20 protein-coding genes, 1 pseudogene and 1 other annotated feature are annotated in these 16,214 nt (G+C 45.8%); all 21 genes and pseudogenes read right to left on the minus strand.

Annotated features, from left to right (window positions below):
* Positions 1-3: 3 nt before the first annotated feature.
* The 21 genes and pseudogenes from SFC25_RS05870 to pilM all read right to left on the minus strand — a co-directional run bounded on the left by SFC25_RS05870 (position 4) and on the right by pilM (position 16,206).
* On the minus strand, positions 4-453 hold the full coding sequence (locus tag SFC25_RS05870) for an ACT domain-containing protein (protein WP_411214373.1): 450 nt from the start codon (positions 451-453) through the stop codon (positions 4-6).
* 27 nt (positions 454-480) lie between these two features.
* The gene (gene obgE / locus SFC25_RS05875) at positions 481-1,761 is read right to left on the minus strand and encodes a GTPase ObgE (protein WP_411214374.1); all 1,281 of its coding nucleotides are present in this window, start codon (positions 1,759-1,761) and stop codon (positions 481-483) included.
* A gap of 9 nt (positions 1,762-1,770) precedes the next feature.
* On the minus strand, positions 1,771-2,304 hold the full coding sequence (locus tag SFC25_RS05880; protein ID WP_411214375.1) for a Spo0B domain-containing protein: 534 nt from the start codon (positions 2,302-2,304) through the stop codon (positions 1,771-1,773).
* Between the two features lie 130 nt (positions 2,305-2,434).
* The gene (rpmA, locus tag SFC25_RS05885; protein WP_038561650.1) at positions 2,435-2,725 is read right to left on the minus strand and encodes a 50S ribosomal protein L27; all 291 of its coding nucleotides are present in this window, start codon (positions 2,723-2,725) and stop codon (positions 2,435-2,437) included.
* Positions 2,726-2,739: 14 nt separating this feature from the next.
* Positions 2,740-3,069 (minus strand): ribosomal-processing cysteine protease Prp, encoded by a 330-nt coding sequence (locus SFC25_RS05890; protein ID WP_411214376.1) that lies wholly within the window; start codon positions 3,067-3,069, stop codon positions 2,740-2,742.
* An 8-nt stretch (positions 3,070-3,077) separates the two neighbouring features.
* The gene (gene rplU / locus SFC25_RS05895) at positions 3,078-3,386 is read right to left on the minus strand and encodes a 50S ribosomal protein L21 (protein WP_038561656.1); all 309 of its coding nucleotides are present in this window, start codon (positions 3,384-3,386) and stop codon (positions 3,078-3,080) included.
* A gap of 13 nt (positions 3,387-3,399) precedes the next feature.
* Positions 3,400-3,469, minus strand: a sequence feature (ribosomal protein L21 leader region).
* A gap of 36 nt (positions 3,470-3,505) precedes the next feature.
* Positions 3,506-4,918: a ribonuclease E/G gene (locus SFC25_RS05900; protein WP_411214377.1), complete on the minus strand. Its 1,413-nt coding sequence runs from the start codon at positions 4,916-4,918 to the stop codon at positions 3,506-3,508.
* 8 nt (positions 4,919-4,926) lie between these two features.
* Positions 4,927-5,781: a M50 family metallopeptidase gene (locus SFC25_RS05905; protein WP_411214378.1), complete on the minus strand. Its 855-nt coding sequence runs from the start codon at positions 5,779-5,781 to the stop codon at positions 4,927-4,929.
* On the minus strand, positions 5,768-6,532 hold the full coding sequence (locus SFC25_RS05910) for a peptidoglycan DD-metalloendopeptidase family protein (protein WP_411214379.1): 765 nt from the start codon (positions 6,530-6,532) through the stop codon (positions 5,768-5,770). The genes SFC25_RS05905 and SFC25_RS05910 overlap by 14 nt, the downstream gene beginning before the upstream one ends.
* 99 nt (positions 6,533-6,631) lie before the next feature.
* Positions 6,632-7,376 (minus strand): annotated as a pseudogene (locus tag SFC25_RS05915) (class I SAM-dependent methyltransferase).
* A gap of 156 nt (positions 7,377-7,532) precedes the next feature.
* A complete protein-coding gene (locus tag SFC25_RS05920) occupies positions 7,533-8,138 on the minus strand; it encodes a trimeric intracellular cation channel family protein (protein WP_411214380.1) in 606 nt (201 codons plus the stop codon).
* A gap of 75 nt (positions 8,139-8,213) precedes the next feature.
* Positions 8,214-9,011 (minus strand): septum site-determining protein MinD, encoded by a 798-nt coding sequence (gene minD / locus SFC25_RS05925; RefSeq protein WP_411214381.1) that lies wholly within the window; start codon positions 9,009-9,011, stop codon positions 8,214-8,216.
* Positions 9,004-9,690 carry a septum site-determining protein MinC gene (gene minC / locus SFC25_RS05930; protein ID WP_411214382.1) on the minus strand — a complete coding sequence of 229 codons (687 nt, stop codon included), beginning with the start codon at positions 9,688-9,690 and terminating at the stop codon, positions 9,004-9,006. Before minC ends, minD begins: the two co-directional genes overlap by 8 nt.
* A 35-nt stretch (positions 9,691-9,725) precedes the next feature.
* On the minus strand, positions 9,726-10,265 hold the full coding sequence (gene mreD, locus SFC25_RS05935; RefSeq protein WP_411214383.1) for a rod shape-determining protein MreD: 540 nt from the start codon (positions 10,263-10,265) through the stop codon (positions 9,726-9,728).
* Positions 10,265-11,161 carry a rod shape-determining protein MreC gene (gene mreC / locus SFC25_RS05940; protein WP_411214384.1) on the minus strand — a complete coding sequence of 299 codons (897 nt, stop codon included), beginning with the start codon at positions 11,159-11,161 and terminating at the stop codon, positions 10,265-10,267. Before mreC ends, mreD begins: the two co-directional genes overlap by 1 nt.
* Before the next feature lie 12 nt (positions 11,162-11,173).
* Complete coding sequence (locus SFC25_RS05945; RefSeq protein ID WP_411214385.1) at positions 11,174-12,214, minus strand: rod shape-determining protein; 1,041 nt, start codon at positions 12,212-12,214, stop codon at positions 11,174-11,176.
* Between the two features lie 245 nt (positions 12,215-12,459).
* Positions 12,460-13,134: a RadC family protein gene (radC, locus tag SFC25_RS05950; RefSeq protein WP_411214590.1), complete on the minus strand. Its 675-nt coding sequence runs from the start codon at positions 13,132-13,134 to the stop codon at positions 12,460-12,462.
* Between the two features lie 165 nt (positions 13,135-13,299).
* Positions 13,300-14,127 carry an SPOR domain-containing protein gene (locus SFC25_RS05955; protein ID WP_411214386.1) on the minus strand — a complete coding sequence of 276 codons (828 nt, stop codon included), beginning with the start codon at positions 14,125-14,127 and terminating at the stop codon, positions 13,300-13,302.
* 128 nt (positions 14,128-14,255) lie between these two features.
* On the minus strand, positions 14,256-14,744 hold the full coding sequence (locus SFC25_RS05960) for a hypothetical protein (RefSeq protein WP_411214387.1): 489 nt from the start codon (positions 14,742-14,744) through the stop codon (positions 14,256-14,258).
* Positions 14,741-15,244, minus strand: coding sequence for a hypothetical protein (locus tag SFC25_RS05965; RefSeq protein WP_411214388.1), 504 nt, complete (start codon positions 15,242-15,244; stop codon positions 14,741-14,743). The genes SFC25_RS05960 and SFC25_RS05965 overlap by 4 nt, the downstream gene beginning before the upstream one ends.
* Before the next feature lie 14 nt (positions 15,245-15,258).
* Positions 15,259-16,206, minus strand: coding sequence for a type IV pilus biogenesis protein PilM (gene pilM, locus SFC25_RS05970; RefSeq protein WP_411214389.1), 948 nt, complete (start codon positions 16,204-16,206; stop codon positions 15,259-15,261).
* Between the last annotated feature and the right edge of the window lie 8 nt (positions 16,207-16,214).

Genomic DNA, 16,214 nt, shown 5'->3' on the forward strand with positions numbered 1-16,214 from the left:
TGCCTAAGCTTCCGAACTCAAAATCTCTACTTTATCTACATATGCCAATGCTCTAAGTTCATCCAGCAGCGACTGGATATCAGTATGCATGCCAGCCGTATTCAATGATATGGTTACGTTGGCTCTTCCTTGCAAGGGAATCGTCTGGTGAATCGTCAGGATGTTTCCCCCTGATCTTGCTACGATAGCCAAAAGCTCAGACAGCGTGCCTGTCCGATCCTCTAAGTGGAAGAAAAGGGTGATCATCCGCTGCTTCACCATTGCGCGGAACGGGAATACCGCATCCCGATATTTATAAAACACACTGCGGGAAAGGTCAACCTGCTGTACTGCATCGAAAACCGAAGCAACCTTATTGCGCTCCAGCAGTTCCTTTGCCTGCAATGTTTTTTTCATCGATTCCGGCAGTACATCACTGCGCACGAGATAAAATTGTTCTTCCTTCTCTGCCATGCTATCCCCACCTTGGCTAATACAGAATCAATCTATAAATTCGAACTCAAGTTCCAATAGACGGATTATATCGCCGTCTTTGGCTCCGCGCTTACGCAACGCTTCATCTACGCCCATTGCACGCAGCTGTCTAGAGAAACGTCTAGCTGCTTCATCCCGGTTGAAGTCCGTCATCTTGAACAGCTTCTCGATTGGCTCTCCATATAAGACGAATGCTCCATCCGGATCACGAGTGATTTCGAATTGTTTTTCTGATTCCTCGAAACGGTAGACAACACGCTCTGTCTGTTCTTCAACCGGTTTATCGATTTTCGGAATCTCATCCAGCTTGTCCGCAATAGCGTACAGCACATCCTGGAGACCATCACGAGTGATAGCAGAAATCGGGAATACGTCAATATCTGCTGGTATCTTCTCTTTGAAGACAACCAAATTTTCTTCTGCTTCCGGGATATCCATCTTGTTAGCAATAATGATTTGCGGACGGGTTGTAAGGTCCTCATTATATTGCTTCAGTTCTTCATTGATTGTCACATAGTCATCGTACGGATCACGCCCTTCAGTCGAAGCCATGTCAATTACATGGACAATGACACGGGTCCGCTCTACATGACGAAGAAACTGATGTCCAAGACCAATTCCTTCATGCGCCCCTTCAATCAAACCTGGTAAGTCAGCAAGTACGAAGCTGCGCTGATCCTGTGTTTCAACAACGCCCAAATTTGGAGCAAGCGTCGTAAAATGGTAATCCGCGATTTTCGGTTTTGCCGCACTTACTACAGATATAAATGTAGATTTTCCTACACTCGGGAAGCCGACCAGACCGACATCCGCGATCAATTTCAGCTCGATTTGAAGATTACGCTCCACACCTGGCTCACCATTTTCCGCGAAGTCGGGAGCAGGATTGCGCGGTGTAGCGAACCGTGAATTCCCACGACCGCCGCGGCCGCCTTTTGCGATGACTGCTTCTTGTTCATGTTTTGTCAAATCCGCAATTACTTCACCCGTATCTTCATCGCGAACCAGCGTGCCAGGTGGTACTGGCAAAATAAGCGGTTCCGAATTTTTACCATGCTGTCCTTTACTCATTCCATTTTCGCCGCGTTTTGCTTTAAAATGGCGCTGATAACGGAAATCCATTAATGTGTTCAAACCTTCGTCTACTTTGAAAATGACATCTCCGCCATTTCCTCCGTCACCACCTGCCGGACCTCCAAGCGGAACATACTTTTCTCTGCGGTAAGCAACTAGACCGTTACCGCCATCGCCTGCTTTTACAAATACTTTGACCTGATCTACAAACATGGTTTCACCTCATATATTGCACGCCAGTACGATGGTACAGCGTGATTTCTTCTCTGGCAATGATTCGATTTTCACTTCTCGGACATAATCTTTCTGGCCGATCAATTGCAAATTATCCCAGCCAGTAAACGTTCCGACAAACGACATTTCAATGACTGGCTCTTCCTCCCGTGTCTTTATATGGAGTAAGCCTTCATACAATTCCATCTCTTGTGCGCTTTCACTTAATGCATCCACTACTGCTTCTAAGTTTTCACGAATCCGCTTGTCATATTCCCAAATCTTCGGTATAGGCTCATCCACTTGGAATTTAATCCGAAACTGGGAGTAGGTCCAGTTGAAAGAAAGAATCCAGACAAAAGTCTCTGGAATATTCAGATTGGAAAGCTTTCGCTCTTCATCCGCCAAATGAATGGCTTCCTCGATTTTTTCCTGTACCTTTTCATCCTTGCCTAATTTGGAATAGCTATGTAGGAGTTGGAGCCGATTCATCCATTCATGGCGTGTAAATCCCAACAGCGTCATCACTTCATGATATTCCAACTGTATTCCTCCTTTAAGAAAAAGCAGTTGAGAGGGCAACTCCTTCTTCATACTCAACAATATGTGGTGCGAATAGATGTGGATTAGAAAAAAAGACTCTAACCCGAAGGCTAGAGTCTCTCTGCAAACATTAAGCTTCTTGAGCTACCGGATATACGCTGACCTTTTTACGGTTACGGCCATAGCGTTCGAATTTAACAACACCGTCGATCTTAGAGAACAATGTGTCGTCTCCTCCTTTTCCAACGTTTGTTCCTGGGTAGATTTTCGTACCGCGTTGACGGTAAAGAATGGATCCGCCAGTTACAAACTGACCATCAGCGCGTTTAGCGCCTAGGCGTTTGGATTCAGAGTCACGTCCGTTTTTGGAGCTACCAACACCCTTTTTGGATGCGAAAAACTGCAAATCTAAACGTAGCATAGTGGTGCACCTCCTTATTGTTCGATAATTCTTATATGCTTCCCATAGTCCTGTTCAATCGTTTGGAGCGAGACGAGCATACCTTCAAGTAAAAGAGACGCTTTATCAAGCTGCTCCTCAGACAATTGATCGGGAAGTACTACTCGTAGATACCCACCGTCGCCGCCCTGCTCTACCTCTGGCTCAAACTCACCGAGAACGAAAAGGCCGTTCACTGCCCCGAAGCTAACTGCCGAAACAGCTGCACACACAAGATCATAGCCATAAGGGCCGCTCTCCGCATGTCCGCTAAGCTCAAAGCTGTGAATATCCTCATCGACACGGTTTATTGTAACAGTTATCATGGTTCGCCTTACGCGTTAATTTTGCCGATTGTCAATTTAGTGTAAGGTTGACGATGGCCTTGTTTGCGTTTGTAGTTTTTCTTCGCTTTGAACTTGATCACGTTGATCTTTTTAGCGCGGCCTTGCTTCTCAACAGTTGCAGTAACCGTCGCACCTTCGACGAATGGAGCACCGATTTTAACATCGTCGCCACCAACTACCAATACTTTGTCAAAAGTAACTTCTGCACCGTTTTCTCCGTCCAATTTCTCAACGTAGATAGTTTGTCCTTCTGTTACTTTAACTTGTTTTCCACCAGTTTCAATAATTGCGTACATGTAACGCACCTCCTCTTAAACTCAGACTCGCCATCACAGGCGCTTATAAGCTTGAAACCTGATCTGCGCGGTTGTAGCACGGGTGCTAACCTCGTGTAACATACTGATGTTATCACAAATCAAAAAAGATTGTCAAGACTATCTAACTTATCTCTTCTTACAGTTTCCATATCTGTTTCCGTCAGCTTAAGTTCATATGTATCCTGGAATTTCACAAATACAGCTGCATAGGCAGAGTTACTGCCAGTAAGCTTAAGAAAATGCTTGATCTGTTCCTTCCTGCCTGAAAGTATATACGTCTTGTCTGCTGACAGACCAGTGATCTCCCGCTCAAGCTGATAGCATATTGTCTCAAGGGACAAATTCCTGCGAATCGGCGCTTGGAGCTGCTCCATTAAGGACGGCCGTTCCCGTTTTCGCGACATTTCCAAAAGACCGAGCTTCGTAAAACCATAGACTTCTGTCCGCTGTGTGTCCTGTTGAAGTGCTTGACGGAAAGTCTGCAGAACAGCACGCTGCTGTTCCGGCCTTTTCATGGATACAAAATCTATCAGGATGATGCCGGACAAATTGCGCAACCGAATTTCCCGGGCAATTGCCTTTGCCGCTAGCTGATTGACCATGAGCGCTGTCTGATTCTTGTCGGAATGTCCTGTGTAGCCGCCGCTATTCACATCAATCACTGTCAATGCTTCTGTTTGATCAATATGCAATGTGATTCCCCTGTCAATGCTCGTGACCGGTGAAATCAGCTGCTCCCAAAGTGCTGACAGCGGCTGGGGCAGGAGTGTTTCTGCTTCCCGTTCCCATTTGATCTTCTCGCTAAGCTCTGGATACTGCTGACGGAGCTGTCTCGCTTCGAATCCATCATCTACCACGATTTCATCTACAGTTCCTGCTGGCAGGCGGCGGAGCAGCTGATCTGGAATGAGGGCATCCTGGTAAATTACCGCTGGGGCAGATACGTCTTTTACTGATAAAGCCTGCCATTTTGCACGAAGCTTTTCCAGTTCTTCCACTATTGCTTTATTTGGCAATTTGTCTGCTTCCGTACGGACAATGACACCTTCTCCTTGCAACAGAAGGTCGGTCATTTGCTCCCTCCATTTCGCTGCTCTATCTTCCGGCAATTTCCTAGAGACCGCTACGTAGTTTCCTTGAGGCAAATAGACGATTGCATTACCCGGAATAGTTATGATAGCAGATAGCTTCGCCCCTTTTGTCCCATAAGCGTCTTTTTGGACCTGAACAAAAAGCGTCTGTCCTTCTTGAACCGCTTGCTCGATACGAAGCGATTGATCTTGTTTGCATGCCGGGACCTCGTCTCGCTGTAAAAAACCTTGGCGTTCGTCCCCAAAATCAACGAAAGCAGCCTGCAGTCCTTGATCCACATGCCGTATGATCCCTTTAAAAATGCTTCCTACTTTCGAACCTGTACCCGGCCGGTCCAAGAATACTTCCTGTACTTGGCCGCGCTTAACGGTTAATGCTGCTTTTTCCGTTCCTTTGAAAAACATATATAATGATAGCATTGCTTTCCTCACTGTCTGTTTTGTTGCAGAATATCCGCCACTGTGCAATGTGCCTGTTTCCGCTTGAAATACATATCACTGCATTGCTGTTCGTCCAACAATGCATTCTTCCCTTTCACTACAATTATATGCCGCCTGTTCCTCCTGTATTGGGACAGAACATCCAGGAGAGCCGTTTCCGGTGCAGCAAAGATCGGCGTGCTGATTCCAGCATTCGCACCATACGTAGTACGCTGCAGCAGGAAACGCAGGAACACATAATAGCGTCGTTTCCATTCTAGCCGATTTTCCCATAATAGAAAACAGAGAAGGCTGACTGTACTTAAAGTGAAAGGCATCGCCATACACACATACAGAAGCACAGCTGCCCCAATTGTCCAGCTGACTAGGATAAGAATTGTATGGGCCTTACGATAAGGCAGCTGCAAAGACAGCAGTAATCCGATAAGTTTGCCGCCATCAAGCGGCCAGATGGGCAGCAAGTTAAAAAGAAGTATGGTTGTATTGTACATATAAGCTGTCTCCAGCACTGCTTCCGGTATTGAGAAGGCATGAAGGCCATATAAAACTGCGAATATAAAAAGATGGACTGCCGGCCCTGATAAAATGACGATTGCTTCTTCCAGGGGACGCCGATTTCCTTGTTCATCGGTTTCCATCACACCTCCGAAAACCCATAGCATGATACGGCGGATACGCCAGCGAAAATGGCGAGCCGCCATATAATGCCCCATTTCATGCAGCAGTACGATGATGAATAGAATAAGTACTTCCATTAGCATCCCTGTCAATATAGCAAGCAGCAGGAAACCCCAGAAAACCGGATGTAAGTGAATAGGCGGGAGCCAATTACGGCGCGTCAACTTGTGCCTCCTGGATTGGATTCAAATACTCATTCCCCTGCTGCAAGGCGAAATAAACAGACTGGGCATTTTCCGCATTCGGTACAAATTCACCGATCTTTTCATTGGCCCCGATCCGCTGGTATTGATTTACCTCTATAGCATGCAGATGCCCATATATACTTTTGCTTTTATCTGCATGCTGAAGAATGATCGTTTTCCCTGTATCCCGGTCATTTCCTGCGAAAATAACAATCCCTTCATCCACTGCCACCACATCCGATTGCTGAGCTGATTCGATCAGTATACCTTCTTTTGATTCTTCAAATGGCTGCACAACTGTTCCATTTACCGGCATTGCCTGAGCTTCTGCTGTATCTGCACTATCTCCTCCAGGGCTAAGCGCTACTGGATCGCCGAATCGTTCCTGATACCAGCTATTGACGGTAGCAAAGGGAAATTCCTCCGTCAATGCTGTCAGTACGGTACCCTTTGTTTTTTCAATCATCGGGTGGTCAGCCTGCAAATAAATTGCTGTACCGAAGAACAGACTGGCAGATACAATCAGTCGAAACATAAATCGTGAAGCGAACTTGGAATTATCCGTCGAACTGGGCGGTTCATATTTTGGATGCGGCGGAAATCCATGAGATTCCTCATCATCCACTGTAAAAGACCTGACCGAATCAGCCATCCCTTTTTGTATTTGTTCCCCTTTCAGACGTTTCCGTTCAGCAATCCCTTTCCGTACCGAATGCAGATTCTTGCCCATATTAAGAACCCCTCTCTCCTTCTTTGTACAAGTCTATGAAGAAAGAGGACGAGTTATTAAAACAAGCTTAAAAAGCCTCCCAGTTAGGGAGGCAATACATCACTTCGGTCTGGCAGCTAAAAGGAAACGATGCTGCCGAACGTCCAGGAACCCATTTTTCTCAATAAAAAGATGCAAGTCATATAAAGCCTCACGGTGAGAATCCACTGTGAATTGAGGCACTTGCCATGGAATTGCCTTCAGATAATATATGATTGCCCCTATAAAAGCGCATAGAGGGAAAAGCTTCTGCTGACTCTAATAGGCTAAAACGACCTTCCAGTTCTGCGACCGCTGCCTGCAAGTTCCAATTCTGATACATGGGATTGAGCGGCGCCCCTAGCAGCTGATTTAGTTCTGTGCAATCTGTTCCACCTACCTGCTGCGTTAGAAAGACAGCATTTTGTTTCAGCACTCGTCTTACTTCGCTTACATCGTAAGATTCATGTTTGTTCAAGATGATGTCAAATGACCCATCCACGAATGGCAATTGATCATCTTCTTTAATTTGAATGACGTCCACTCCTAATGGAGCCAGCCTCTTCCTGGCAACTGGCACGTTCGGCAAGTAGCCCTCTGTCGCCGCAGTGTAATCTGGCAGCGGCAGCAGCTTAGACAGAAATTCCCCGCCGCCTGTTCCCATATCAAGCATGCTTTTTGCTCCGAACAGATATTTCCGTGCTTTACTGCCATATGACCATGGCAAAAGTTCATTTTGAACCCGGCCGGTATCTTCAATAAAAGAAAAGTCCCAACCTGTAAAGGCTTTATTGCTGTCTTCTAACAATTGATCAAATAGTTCCATCGTATCTCCTCCTTTTACTTGTTAGCTAGCATTCAAGTAAAGCGGGAGGAGAGCGTATATTGTACTCGCCCTGTTGTTATGGATGATGCTCCCCGCTCATTGTCATCCCCCTTTTTCCTTATTATAGCAAAAGAAGATCAGCAAATTTGCTGATCTTCATTGATAATGCATCTTCGGTACTGGCAGCTGCCATTTCCGATGGAAAGAAAAAATACGCAGGAAAATGATCGCGGCAAACAAAACATATAGCAAGATGGGATGATCAGATGCTCCAAGCCCAATAACAAGTCCAGCCAAAGCTGCCCAGCTTCCGTAAATTTCCGCTTTGAACACATAAGGTTTCCTGCCAGCCAGTACATCCCGAAGTATGCCGCCTCCGCTTCCTGTCAGGAAAGCAGCAACCATTATGGCTAGCAGACTATGATCAAGACTGGCAGCATGCAGTGCTCCCTGAATAGCGAATGCCGCCAGTCCAATTGCATCCGCATATAAACCAGCTTTTTTCCATGAATAACTCATGAGCTTTGGAAAGATCAGGATGATAGTAATGGAGATAAGTGATATATAAAATAAAGTCGTTTGGGACCATAAATAAGAGACCGGCAAGCCGATCAACAAGTTACGGATTGCTCCTCCGCCAAATGCAGTCACAAAACCCAAAATATAAACGCCGAATACATCATACTTCTCGTCCATAGCGACGAGGGCACCACTAATTGCGAATGCTGCAGTACCTATAATACTGAAAATATCCCATGTCATGTTGTACATTCCCCTTGTTTGTAATGGACATAAAAAAACTCGTAACTCTACCAGAGCTACGAGTTTACCATAAGTTCATTTACTTTTGGAAAAAAGTTTTTTCAGACGGCTGAACATGCCTTTTTCACTCTCAAAGCTCATAAGCGGTACTGATTCACCAAGAATTCGCCGTGCGATATTGCGATAGGCAATACTCGCTTTCGTATTCGGATGAAAAGCAACCGGCTCTCCATGATTGGAAGCTTTGATGACTTCTTCATCGTCCGCAACAATACCAAGTAAGTCGATCGATAGCACTTGGACAATTTCATCCACTTCCAGCATATCGCCTTCTTGCACCATATGGTTACGGATCCGGTTGACGATCAGTTTAGGAGGTTCGATATCCTCCTGCTCCAGCAAGCCGATAATACGGTCCGCATCACGTACACTCGGTTTTTCCGGTGTGGTGACGACAATCGCTTTATCCGCTCCTGCTACAGCATTTTTATAGCCCTGCTCGATACCGGCCGGACAATCAATGATGATGTAATCGAATTCCGGCTTCAGCTCGGCTACGATTTTTTCCATCCCATCAGGTGTCAAGTCCGTTTTATCGCTTGTTTGGGCAGCTGGCAGTAAGTAAAGATGATCGAAACGCTTGTCTTTGATCAACGCCTGCTTCAGCGCGCATCTGCCGACAATTACATCGATGATGTCATAGATGATTCTATTTTCAAGACCCATCACAACATCCAGATTCCGAAGACCGATATCCGTATCAATCAAACATACTTTTTTCTCCATCAGTGCAAGCGCTGTTCCCAGATTGGCAGAAGTAGTTGTCTTTCCTACTCCTCCCTTACCGGATGTAATAACGATTGCTTCACCCATTTAACATTCTCCTCTCGAAACTGCTGATGCCCGGACGTTTGCGAATCACTGACTGCAAACGGTCAATGATGATCTTTTCCTGTTCATCATCGATATGTCCGCATTCCATATAAACACCATCCGTCTCATGATCGGGCGCGCGGCTGATATAGTCCGCTATCCGAAGCTGCGTCGGATTCATGTAAGAAGCAGCGATGACAGCATCAGCATTGCCCTCCTTGCCGGCATGCGCTATCCCGAGCAGATTCCCCATGACGAAAATATTTCCGGTAGCTGTCACACGCCCCCCGGGATTCACATCACCAAGCAGCAGTAAGTCACCCTTCACTTCCAGTACCTGACCAGAACGGACGACGCGACTGACAGCCTTCACTTCTGCTTCTTCCTTCCACTCATGTGCCGCTTGTTTCGTTATGACATCAGAATGGATGGATTCAATTTTTAGGCGCTGTTTACTCGTAATCATCTTACGGAGGATTTCCTCCTGCTCCTTGTACAAATACCTGTTGCCCAATTGAATATGTACACCTACTAGGTGATCAGCCGAATCAATACGATTAGCAGCAAGCTTCTCTTCCAATTCCTTCAGTAATTCCTCGAAAGAGCAGGCATCATCCATATGCAAGGACAACCCTTCCCGGGTACCTTTGATCGTGATGATTTGTTTGTTTCCAATCAAGATGGTCACCTCCGTTCGTCGTCTGATTTTCTTCTCTATAAGCTAGTCGTTCTTCTAAGCTGCGAATCGGACCATTTCTGCAGAGGCTTGTGGAAAATCAGATACAAGATTACAAGCATGATAAGGTTGGCACCGAGTGTCGGCAAGAGACGGTGCAGTAAGTACGTACCGAATCCCAGCGGCGTGATGCCAATCAAATGATAGATAAAATAGCCGATCATATCGGCAAAAACAATCGACAGCATTCCGAGCAATGCTGCTACAAGTATATTGCCATGCAGCACTCTGCGCAGTTCCAGGATCAAGTAGATGCTGAAACCATATGTGAACATATAAACACCAAGCATATCTGTATAAACGATATCTTTCAGGAGCCCGAAGATAAGTGCATATAACAGACTGTAATACGAATTATCCAAGTCATACAGCATAGCGATCAGTACAAGGAATAAAAGACTCCAATGCGGAATAAGCCAAGTGTCACCGCCAATGAACTGCTCTGGCAGCATGGCGGTGGCAACTCCTTCAAAACAAACGATCAAGAGCATGATCAATGGCAGATATAGCTTCTTCATCACAGACCCTCATCTCCGTTGCTTGACGAAGCGTCTTCCGATGCAGCATCTATAACTAAAACCTTATCGATGTCATACAGGTCCGCAGTAGGCTTGACATGAACCGTTTGAGATAAACCATACTCATCCAGTTCGACCGAGTCCACTTCACCGATAGAAAGACCCTCGGGGAATACTCCACCTAGACCAGAGGATGTGACCAAAGATCCCTTTTTGACTTCTAAATCGGGCTTTACACCTGTAAAGAGCAGCATACCATCTTTCTCATCATAACCTTCAATCAAACCGAAAATTGGATCCTGAGCGTCGCCGTCTTCATTCTCTCCGCCATCAATTCTAGCGGAAATACGGTTCGTCTCATTAAATCCGCTTAATAATTGAACAGATGCTGTGCTGCGACTCACATCTTCGACTTTACCAACTAAACCGCTCGCTGTCATGACGGCCATGTTGGTGTCAACACCATCGTCGGATCCTTTGTCGATTGTAAGCTGGTCGAACCATCCCTCAGGACTGCGGACAATTACATCAGCCGGAATCGGGTTGTAATCCATCGACGTGTACTGATTGAACTTGTCAATTGTCTGCTGCAATTCATCGTACTGGTGTTCCAGTTCCTGATTGCGGGACATCAAGCCTTTATAATCGTCCACCTTCGATTTAAGTACCTGGTTCTCTTCATAGGTGTTCTTAAGATCTTTAATATTTGTCATTACCGTAGAGGTGAACTGTGCAGGTTTGGAGAAGATATTCTGCACGAACCCTACGGTATCACTGATTATTTGTTCTGGTAATGTCTGGCTGCTCCTATCCCTGGTAGAAAAGCCAATCAGTCCGACAAGGATGATGATTGCGATCAGGAATAAGAACATCCTTTTTTTCTTAAAGAAATTCATAATTCACCCAACTTAATTTTTAGTAGCTTTGGAAAACACATGTGGATGTGAACGGAAATGCTCGATGAACTCCAGTGATTTACCTGTACCGATAGCTACACTGTCAAGCGGATTTTCCGCAACAAAAACTGGCATTTTTGTTTCTTCGCTGATAACGCTGTCCAGATTGCGAAGCAATGCGCCGCCACCTGATAGGACAATACCGCGATCCATGATATCAGCAGCCAATTCAGGCGGAGTTTTTTCCAGTGTAAGCTTAACCGCATCCACAATCGCACTGACAGTATCCGCTAAAGCGCCGGAAATTTCCTTCGCACTCACACTGATTGTTTTCGGAAGGCCTGTAAGCAAATCACGTCCGCGAATTTCTGTTTCTTCATCTGTCTCTGGTACTCCAGCATGACCAAGGTCCATCTTCAATTGCTCAGCAGAACGTTCCCCGATCATCAAGTTGTATGTTTTACGGATGTACTGGATGATTGCTTCATCCATATCATCTCCGGCTGTGCGGATAGACTGGCTCGTTACGATACCGCCTAAGCTGATGATAGCAACTTCTGTTGTACCGCCGCCGATATCAACGATCATGCTGCCAGTTGGTTCCCATACAGGAAGTCCTGCACCAATTGCAGCAGCGAAAGGCTCAGCAATTGGGAAAGCATCCTTTGCACCTGCTTGTTTTGTCGCATCGATAACAGCACGTTCCTCAACCATTGTGATACCAGACGGTACACATACCATGACGTTTGGCTTCTTCGCAAAGGAAGAACGATTACGCTGTGCTTGCTTGATGTAATATTTCATCATTGTAGCTGTTGTATCGTAATCCGCGATGACACCATCTTTCATCGGACGGATAACACGGATATTTCCTGGTGTTCTGCCAATCATATTGCGAGCGTCGCCGCCAACTGCCTCAACCTGTCCTGTTTCTACATTTGTCGCCACGACAGAAGGCTCACGGACGACTACGCCTTTACCTTTTACAAAAACCAATGTATTTGCTGTGCCCAAGTCGATGCCCAGGTCTTGTGAAAAACTGAATTTCGCCACAATAATTCTCCTTTTCCGAGTCCGTTCGTGTTTCCGCAAAGCTGCTTTTCAGCAGTGCATACTTTTCATATATTGTCTCATTATGTTGTACTTTATCATATCAGATATCATATCCAATAGACATAGTTGCAAGGTAATAAAGCATACCATCAGAAGAAGCGCCAGCTAGTAAGGTGTACCATGCTAGGCGCTTCTCTACAAAGCTAGTTCCAATTATACGAGAAAACAAGAAAAATAGATAGTAATTACAGATATCCTTTTTCCTTCAATGATATAAACTTTCGATCACCGATGACTAGATGGTCCAAAAGCTCAATTCCGATCATCTTGCCGCACTCCAGCAAACGCTTTGTAACATGGATATCTTCCTGGGAGGGGGATGGATCTCCAGAAGGATGGTTATGAGCGCAGATGATGCTTGCTGCAGAACGACGGACCGCTTCGCGGAAGATCTCGCGGGGATGAACAATGGAGGCATTGAGGCTGCCAATGAAGATTGTCTGACGATGGATGATATGATTTTTTGTATTGAGAAATAAGACGACAAAATGCTCTTGGCTGAGATTACGCATTTCTTCCATGACATAATCTGCCCCATCCTTCGGGCTTCGGATCGTATAGCGCTCTGCTGGCTTGTACCGATACAGCCTTTGACCCAGCTCAATTGCAGCCAAAATCAGCACTCCTTTGGCCGTTCCGATTCCCTTGATAGCTGTCAGCTCCTCGATGGTTGCATCACGCAGAAGCTGCAACCCCTCAAAATGCATCAAAAGCCGCTGCGCAAGCAATGTTACAGACTCATCCTTCGTTCCGCTACCTAAAAGGATAGCAAACAATTCTGCATTGGATAAATGAGCAGACCCAAGCTCAAGCAGCCTTTCCCGGGGACGATCTTCCTTCGGCACCGATTTTATCGCCATTTCAGTATGCAGCAAAAAACCGCCTTCCTTCTGACTCGGATTCCTGTGTGGCAGACAGGTTACGAGAAGCTTATCGAAAGACGGTTCTCTATTCAAATTGGTAAATAGAAAATTTACCGATTCTATCTGTAAGATAATGTAGAAATTAGATCAAAAAAATGAACTTCATTGACCATTCGCAGCAAGACTGGCAGCTTCATGCCATACCGGCAGCATCATACTAGCTGTAAATGTGCCTGACTCCATAGCACTGACTGCTTCATCAGATACCGTTTTCACACTCTCTGCTTCCGCCGGAATTTTCTCCTGCCAAGCTTTCCAAAGAGCCGGATCCTGATTATCCCCTGCAGCAAGCAAAACCGCCAGCTCGTCCAGCCAAGCACCACTAGCAGTCTCGACTCCAGGATCCCATTGCTTTACATAGCTTTCGTAGCCCTGTGCCTGCAGCTGGGAGCCAAGTGTATCAGCTTCTTCCTGCGATCCAGCCATACCTGTCAGCAAGAAGAATTGTCCGTTTTTTTCCCACAATACTGCTGGAATACCAGCATCGGCATACTTTTGGACGACTTCCTGTCCGATGTCCTCCTGATTATAGACGCCACCCTGCACAACATAAGCTGTCAGATCACTAAACGCTCCAGCGTTAGCCGCGGCTTCCTTTGTGGCTACAGGGGCTGCCACACCACTTGTCTCAGATTCAATACCCGCTGTATATCGCAGCAGCAGGAATCCTAGCACGACACCTATGATCGCAGCACCCAAGGCAGCTGCAGCAAGCTTCTTTGCAAAAGGAGACAAAGATACTGCATTTTTTTCTGATTTCTTCTTATTCAATTGATCCAAAACAGGAACATCCTTTTCGACCGTTGCAGCAGCTTCTTCTTCATAAAGTGTGTAGCTTCCCTCACCGATCATCTCTTCTTTTGACTCCTGCGGTTGCTTCTTCTGCTTTTTACCGCCAATCTTGACGGAAAATCCCTTTTTCTCTTCCATCCTGGCACCTCTTTTATTATTGATAGGGCTAACTCTAGCACAGCTAAAAATAGAAGTAAGAGAAATGCTGTCGAGACAAAAAAAGAGTGTTCGACAGGATGACCCTATCAAACACGCTTTTCTACGAATTAAGAAGCAGGATTATAAAATACCCTTAAAGTTATCGTTGCAATATAGCTGTTTTCCGAAGCATTTGTCACGTCAATTTGTTCTATTTCGGCTTTACGTTTCATACCATCGACTTCGATAAGGAACTTGTGCAATGCTTTGTAATCAGAAGATGTGGTGCTTAGTTGATAAACGTACGTTCCCTCAGAATCAGTTTCCGATTCGTTATTGATGGACGTGATCGTTGTATCATTTGTGTTAGCTATTTTCGCTAAATCTTTCAGCAGTTCATTTTCAAGCGGTGCCTCTGGTACCTCCCCTTGTTCAGCAGGAGCTACTGAAGCCTCAAGAAGTCTTTCCTGGTTCGCGACTGCTGTCTCTGCTATGCTTGTTTCGTTCTTCAAAGGCATAACATACAAAACTAAACACAACACTGTAAGCAAGATGACAAGCAGAAAGGAAAATAGCATGATTTTGCGACGCTGGGATGCATCCGACCAGTTCATCATCTTCCACTCACCTCACTTGTCCATGCAGCTTGATCGATTGTAATCGTAAAGACAGCTTGAAAACTATCTGCTCCCTGAGGCGTCAGGGATTGCAGGGAAGCCCGAGATACATACCCTGTGTCTTGAACCTGTTGAATATAATCCGCAGCAGCATCGGTGCTGTTAACCAGCAGTGTAACCGTAATTGGCTCCGTGCCAGGGCTGGTGTAGCTGATCAAGTCTGTTTCTTTTGGTGCCAGCGATTGCAATCTGTCCATCAATTCCACACTATATGGCAGTGCTGTACCGCTATCACCGGCTAAATTTGTAGTCTGTGCGTCCAGCAGAGTCTGATTGGAAGCTTGCTTCGCTTCCAGATCGGAAAGCTGACCTTTCGCAGCCAGCAATTGCCATGTGAATAGCACAGCACAAATGAGGATCAGTCCGCCAAGGATACATAGGAACAGAATCGGGGAACGCTGCGTTTCTGATTGTTTTCGAAGTAAATTGATTTCGAGCATTTCTTCTGTCCCCTTTATAGCTTCTTCATGGAAAGGCCAAGCGCATCAGCATAAGCCAAAGGCAGCTCGTCCATCATTTCTTGCCTGAATGTGATCGTCTCGATCTGCAGCCGCTGCCGAAGCTCGTTCATCACATCACTCAATTCCTCATAATCGCCGGATACAAGCAGCTTTGTGATACCAGCTTCACCATTCATCACGGAATAACGATAGAAATCCATGAACCGCTCGATTTCGGTAAGCTGCTCTTCCAAATACGCTCGAGCACGGTCTGCTTCCTCTTGATAAAACAAATCCTGCTCCATATGATCCTGCAAATTACCAAAACTCGTCTGTGGCTGACGAATGAATAACGGCATATCCTGATGGAATGCTGTTAGGATTAAGCCGCTGTGATTCCATTGCAAAAGAAGCAAATGATCCTCTGCTGTTTCCTTGTACTGTTCTATGTATAAACGATAAAGAGATAATGAAGCCAAATCAGCAGCAACAGGCTGAAGCCCTGCTTCTTTAAAAGCTTGTTGATAAGCCTCCACGCGCTGTCCCGGATAAGCAACCAGCAGGATGGTGTTATATTCTTCGCCCTCCTCCAGCACTTCAAAATCCAAAACCGGATCTTCAAACGGCAACTGAATTGTATGCTCTAGCTCCGTATACAGAAACGGCTTGATTTCCTCACGCTTCAATTGTTTCGGAACCTGATGCTGACGAAGCGTTACAGCTTGATCAGGCAGCGTGAATAATAGGTCACGGCCTTTCCAGCTGTTTTCCTCAACTAATTTCCGAACAGTCTTCGTCAGCTGTTCTGCATTCTCCAATTTACCTTGGCGAATTGTACCGTCCGGCAGTTCTACACTGCCGAAAGTATTCCCTTTACGGAATCCAGCCGGTTCCCCTGCCATATAACGCAAAACCGCTTCCTGTATGATGATGTACAATTGTTTGCTTTGCTTCTTAAACATACTCTTCC

It is taken from the genome of Terribacillus saccharophilus (assembly GCF_046592595.1).
GTDB lineage: Bacteria > Bacillota > Bacilli > Bacillales > Amphibacillaceae > Terribacillus > Terribacillus saccharophilus_C.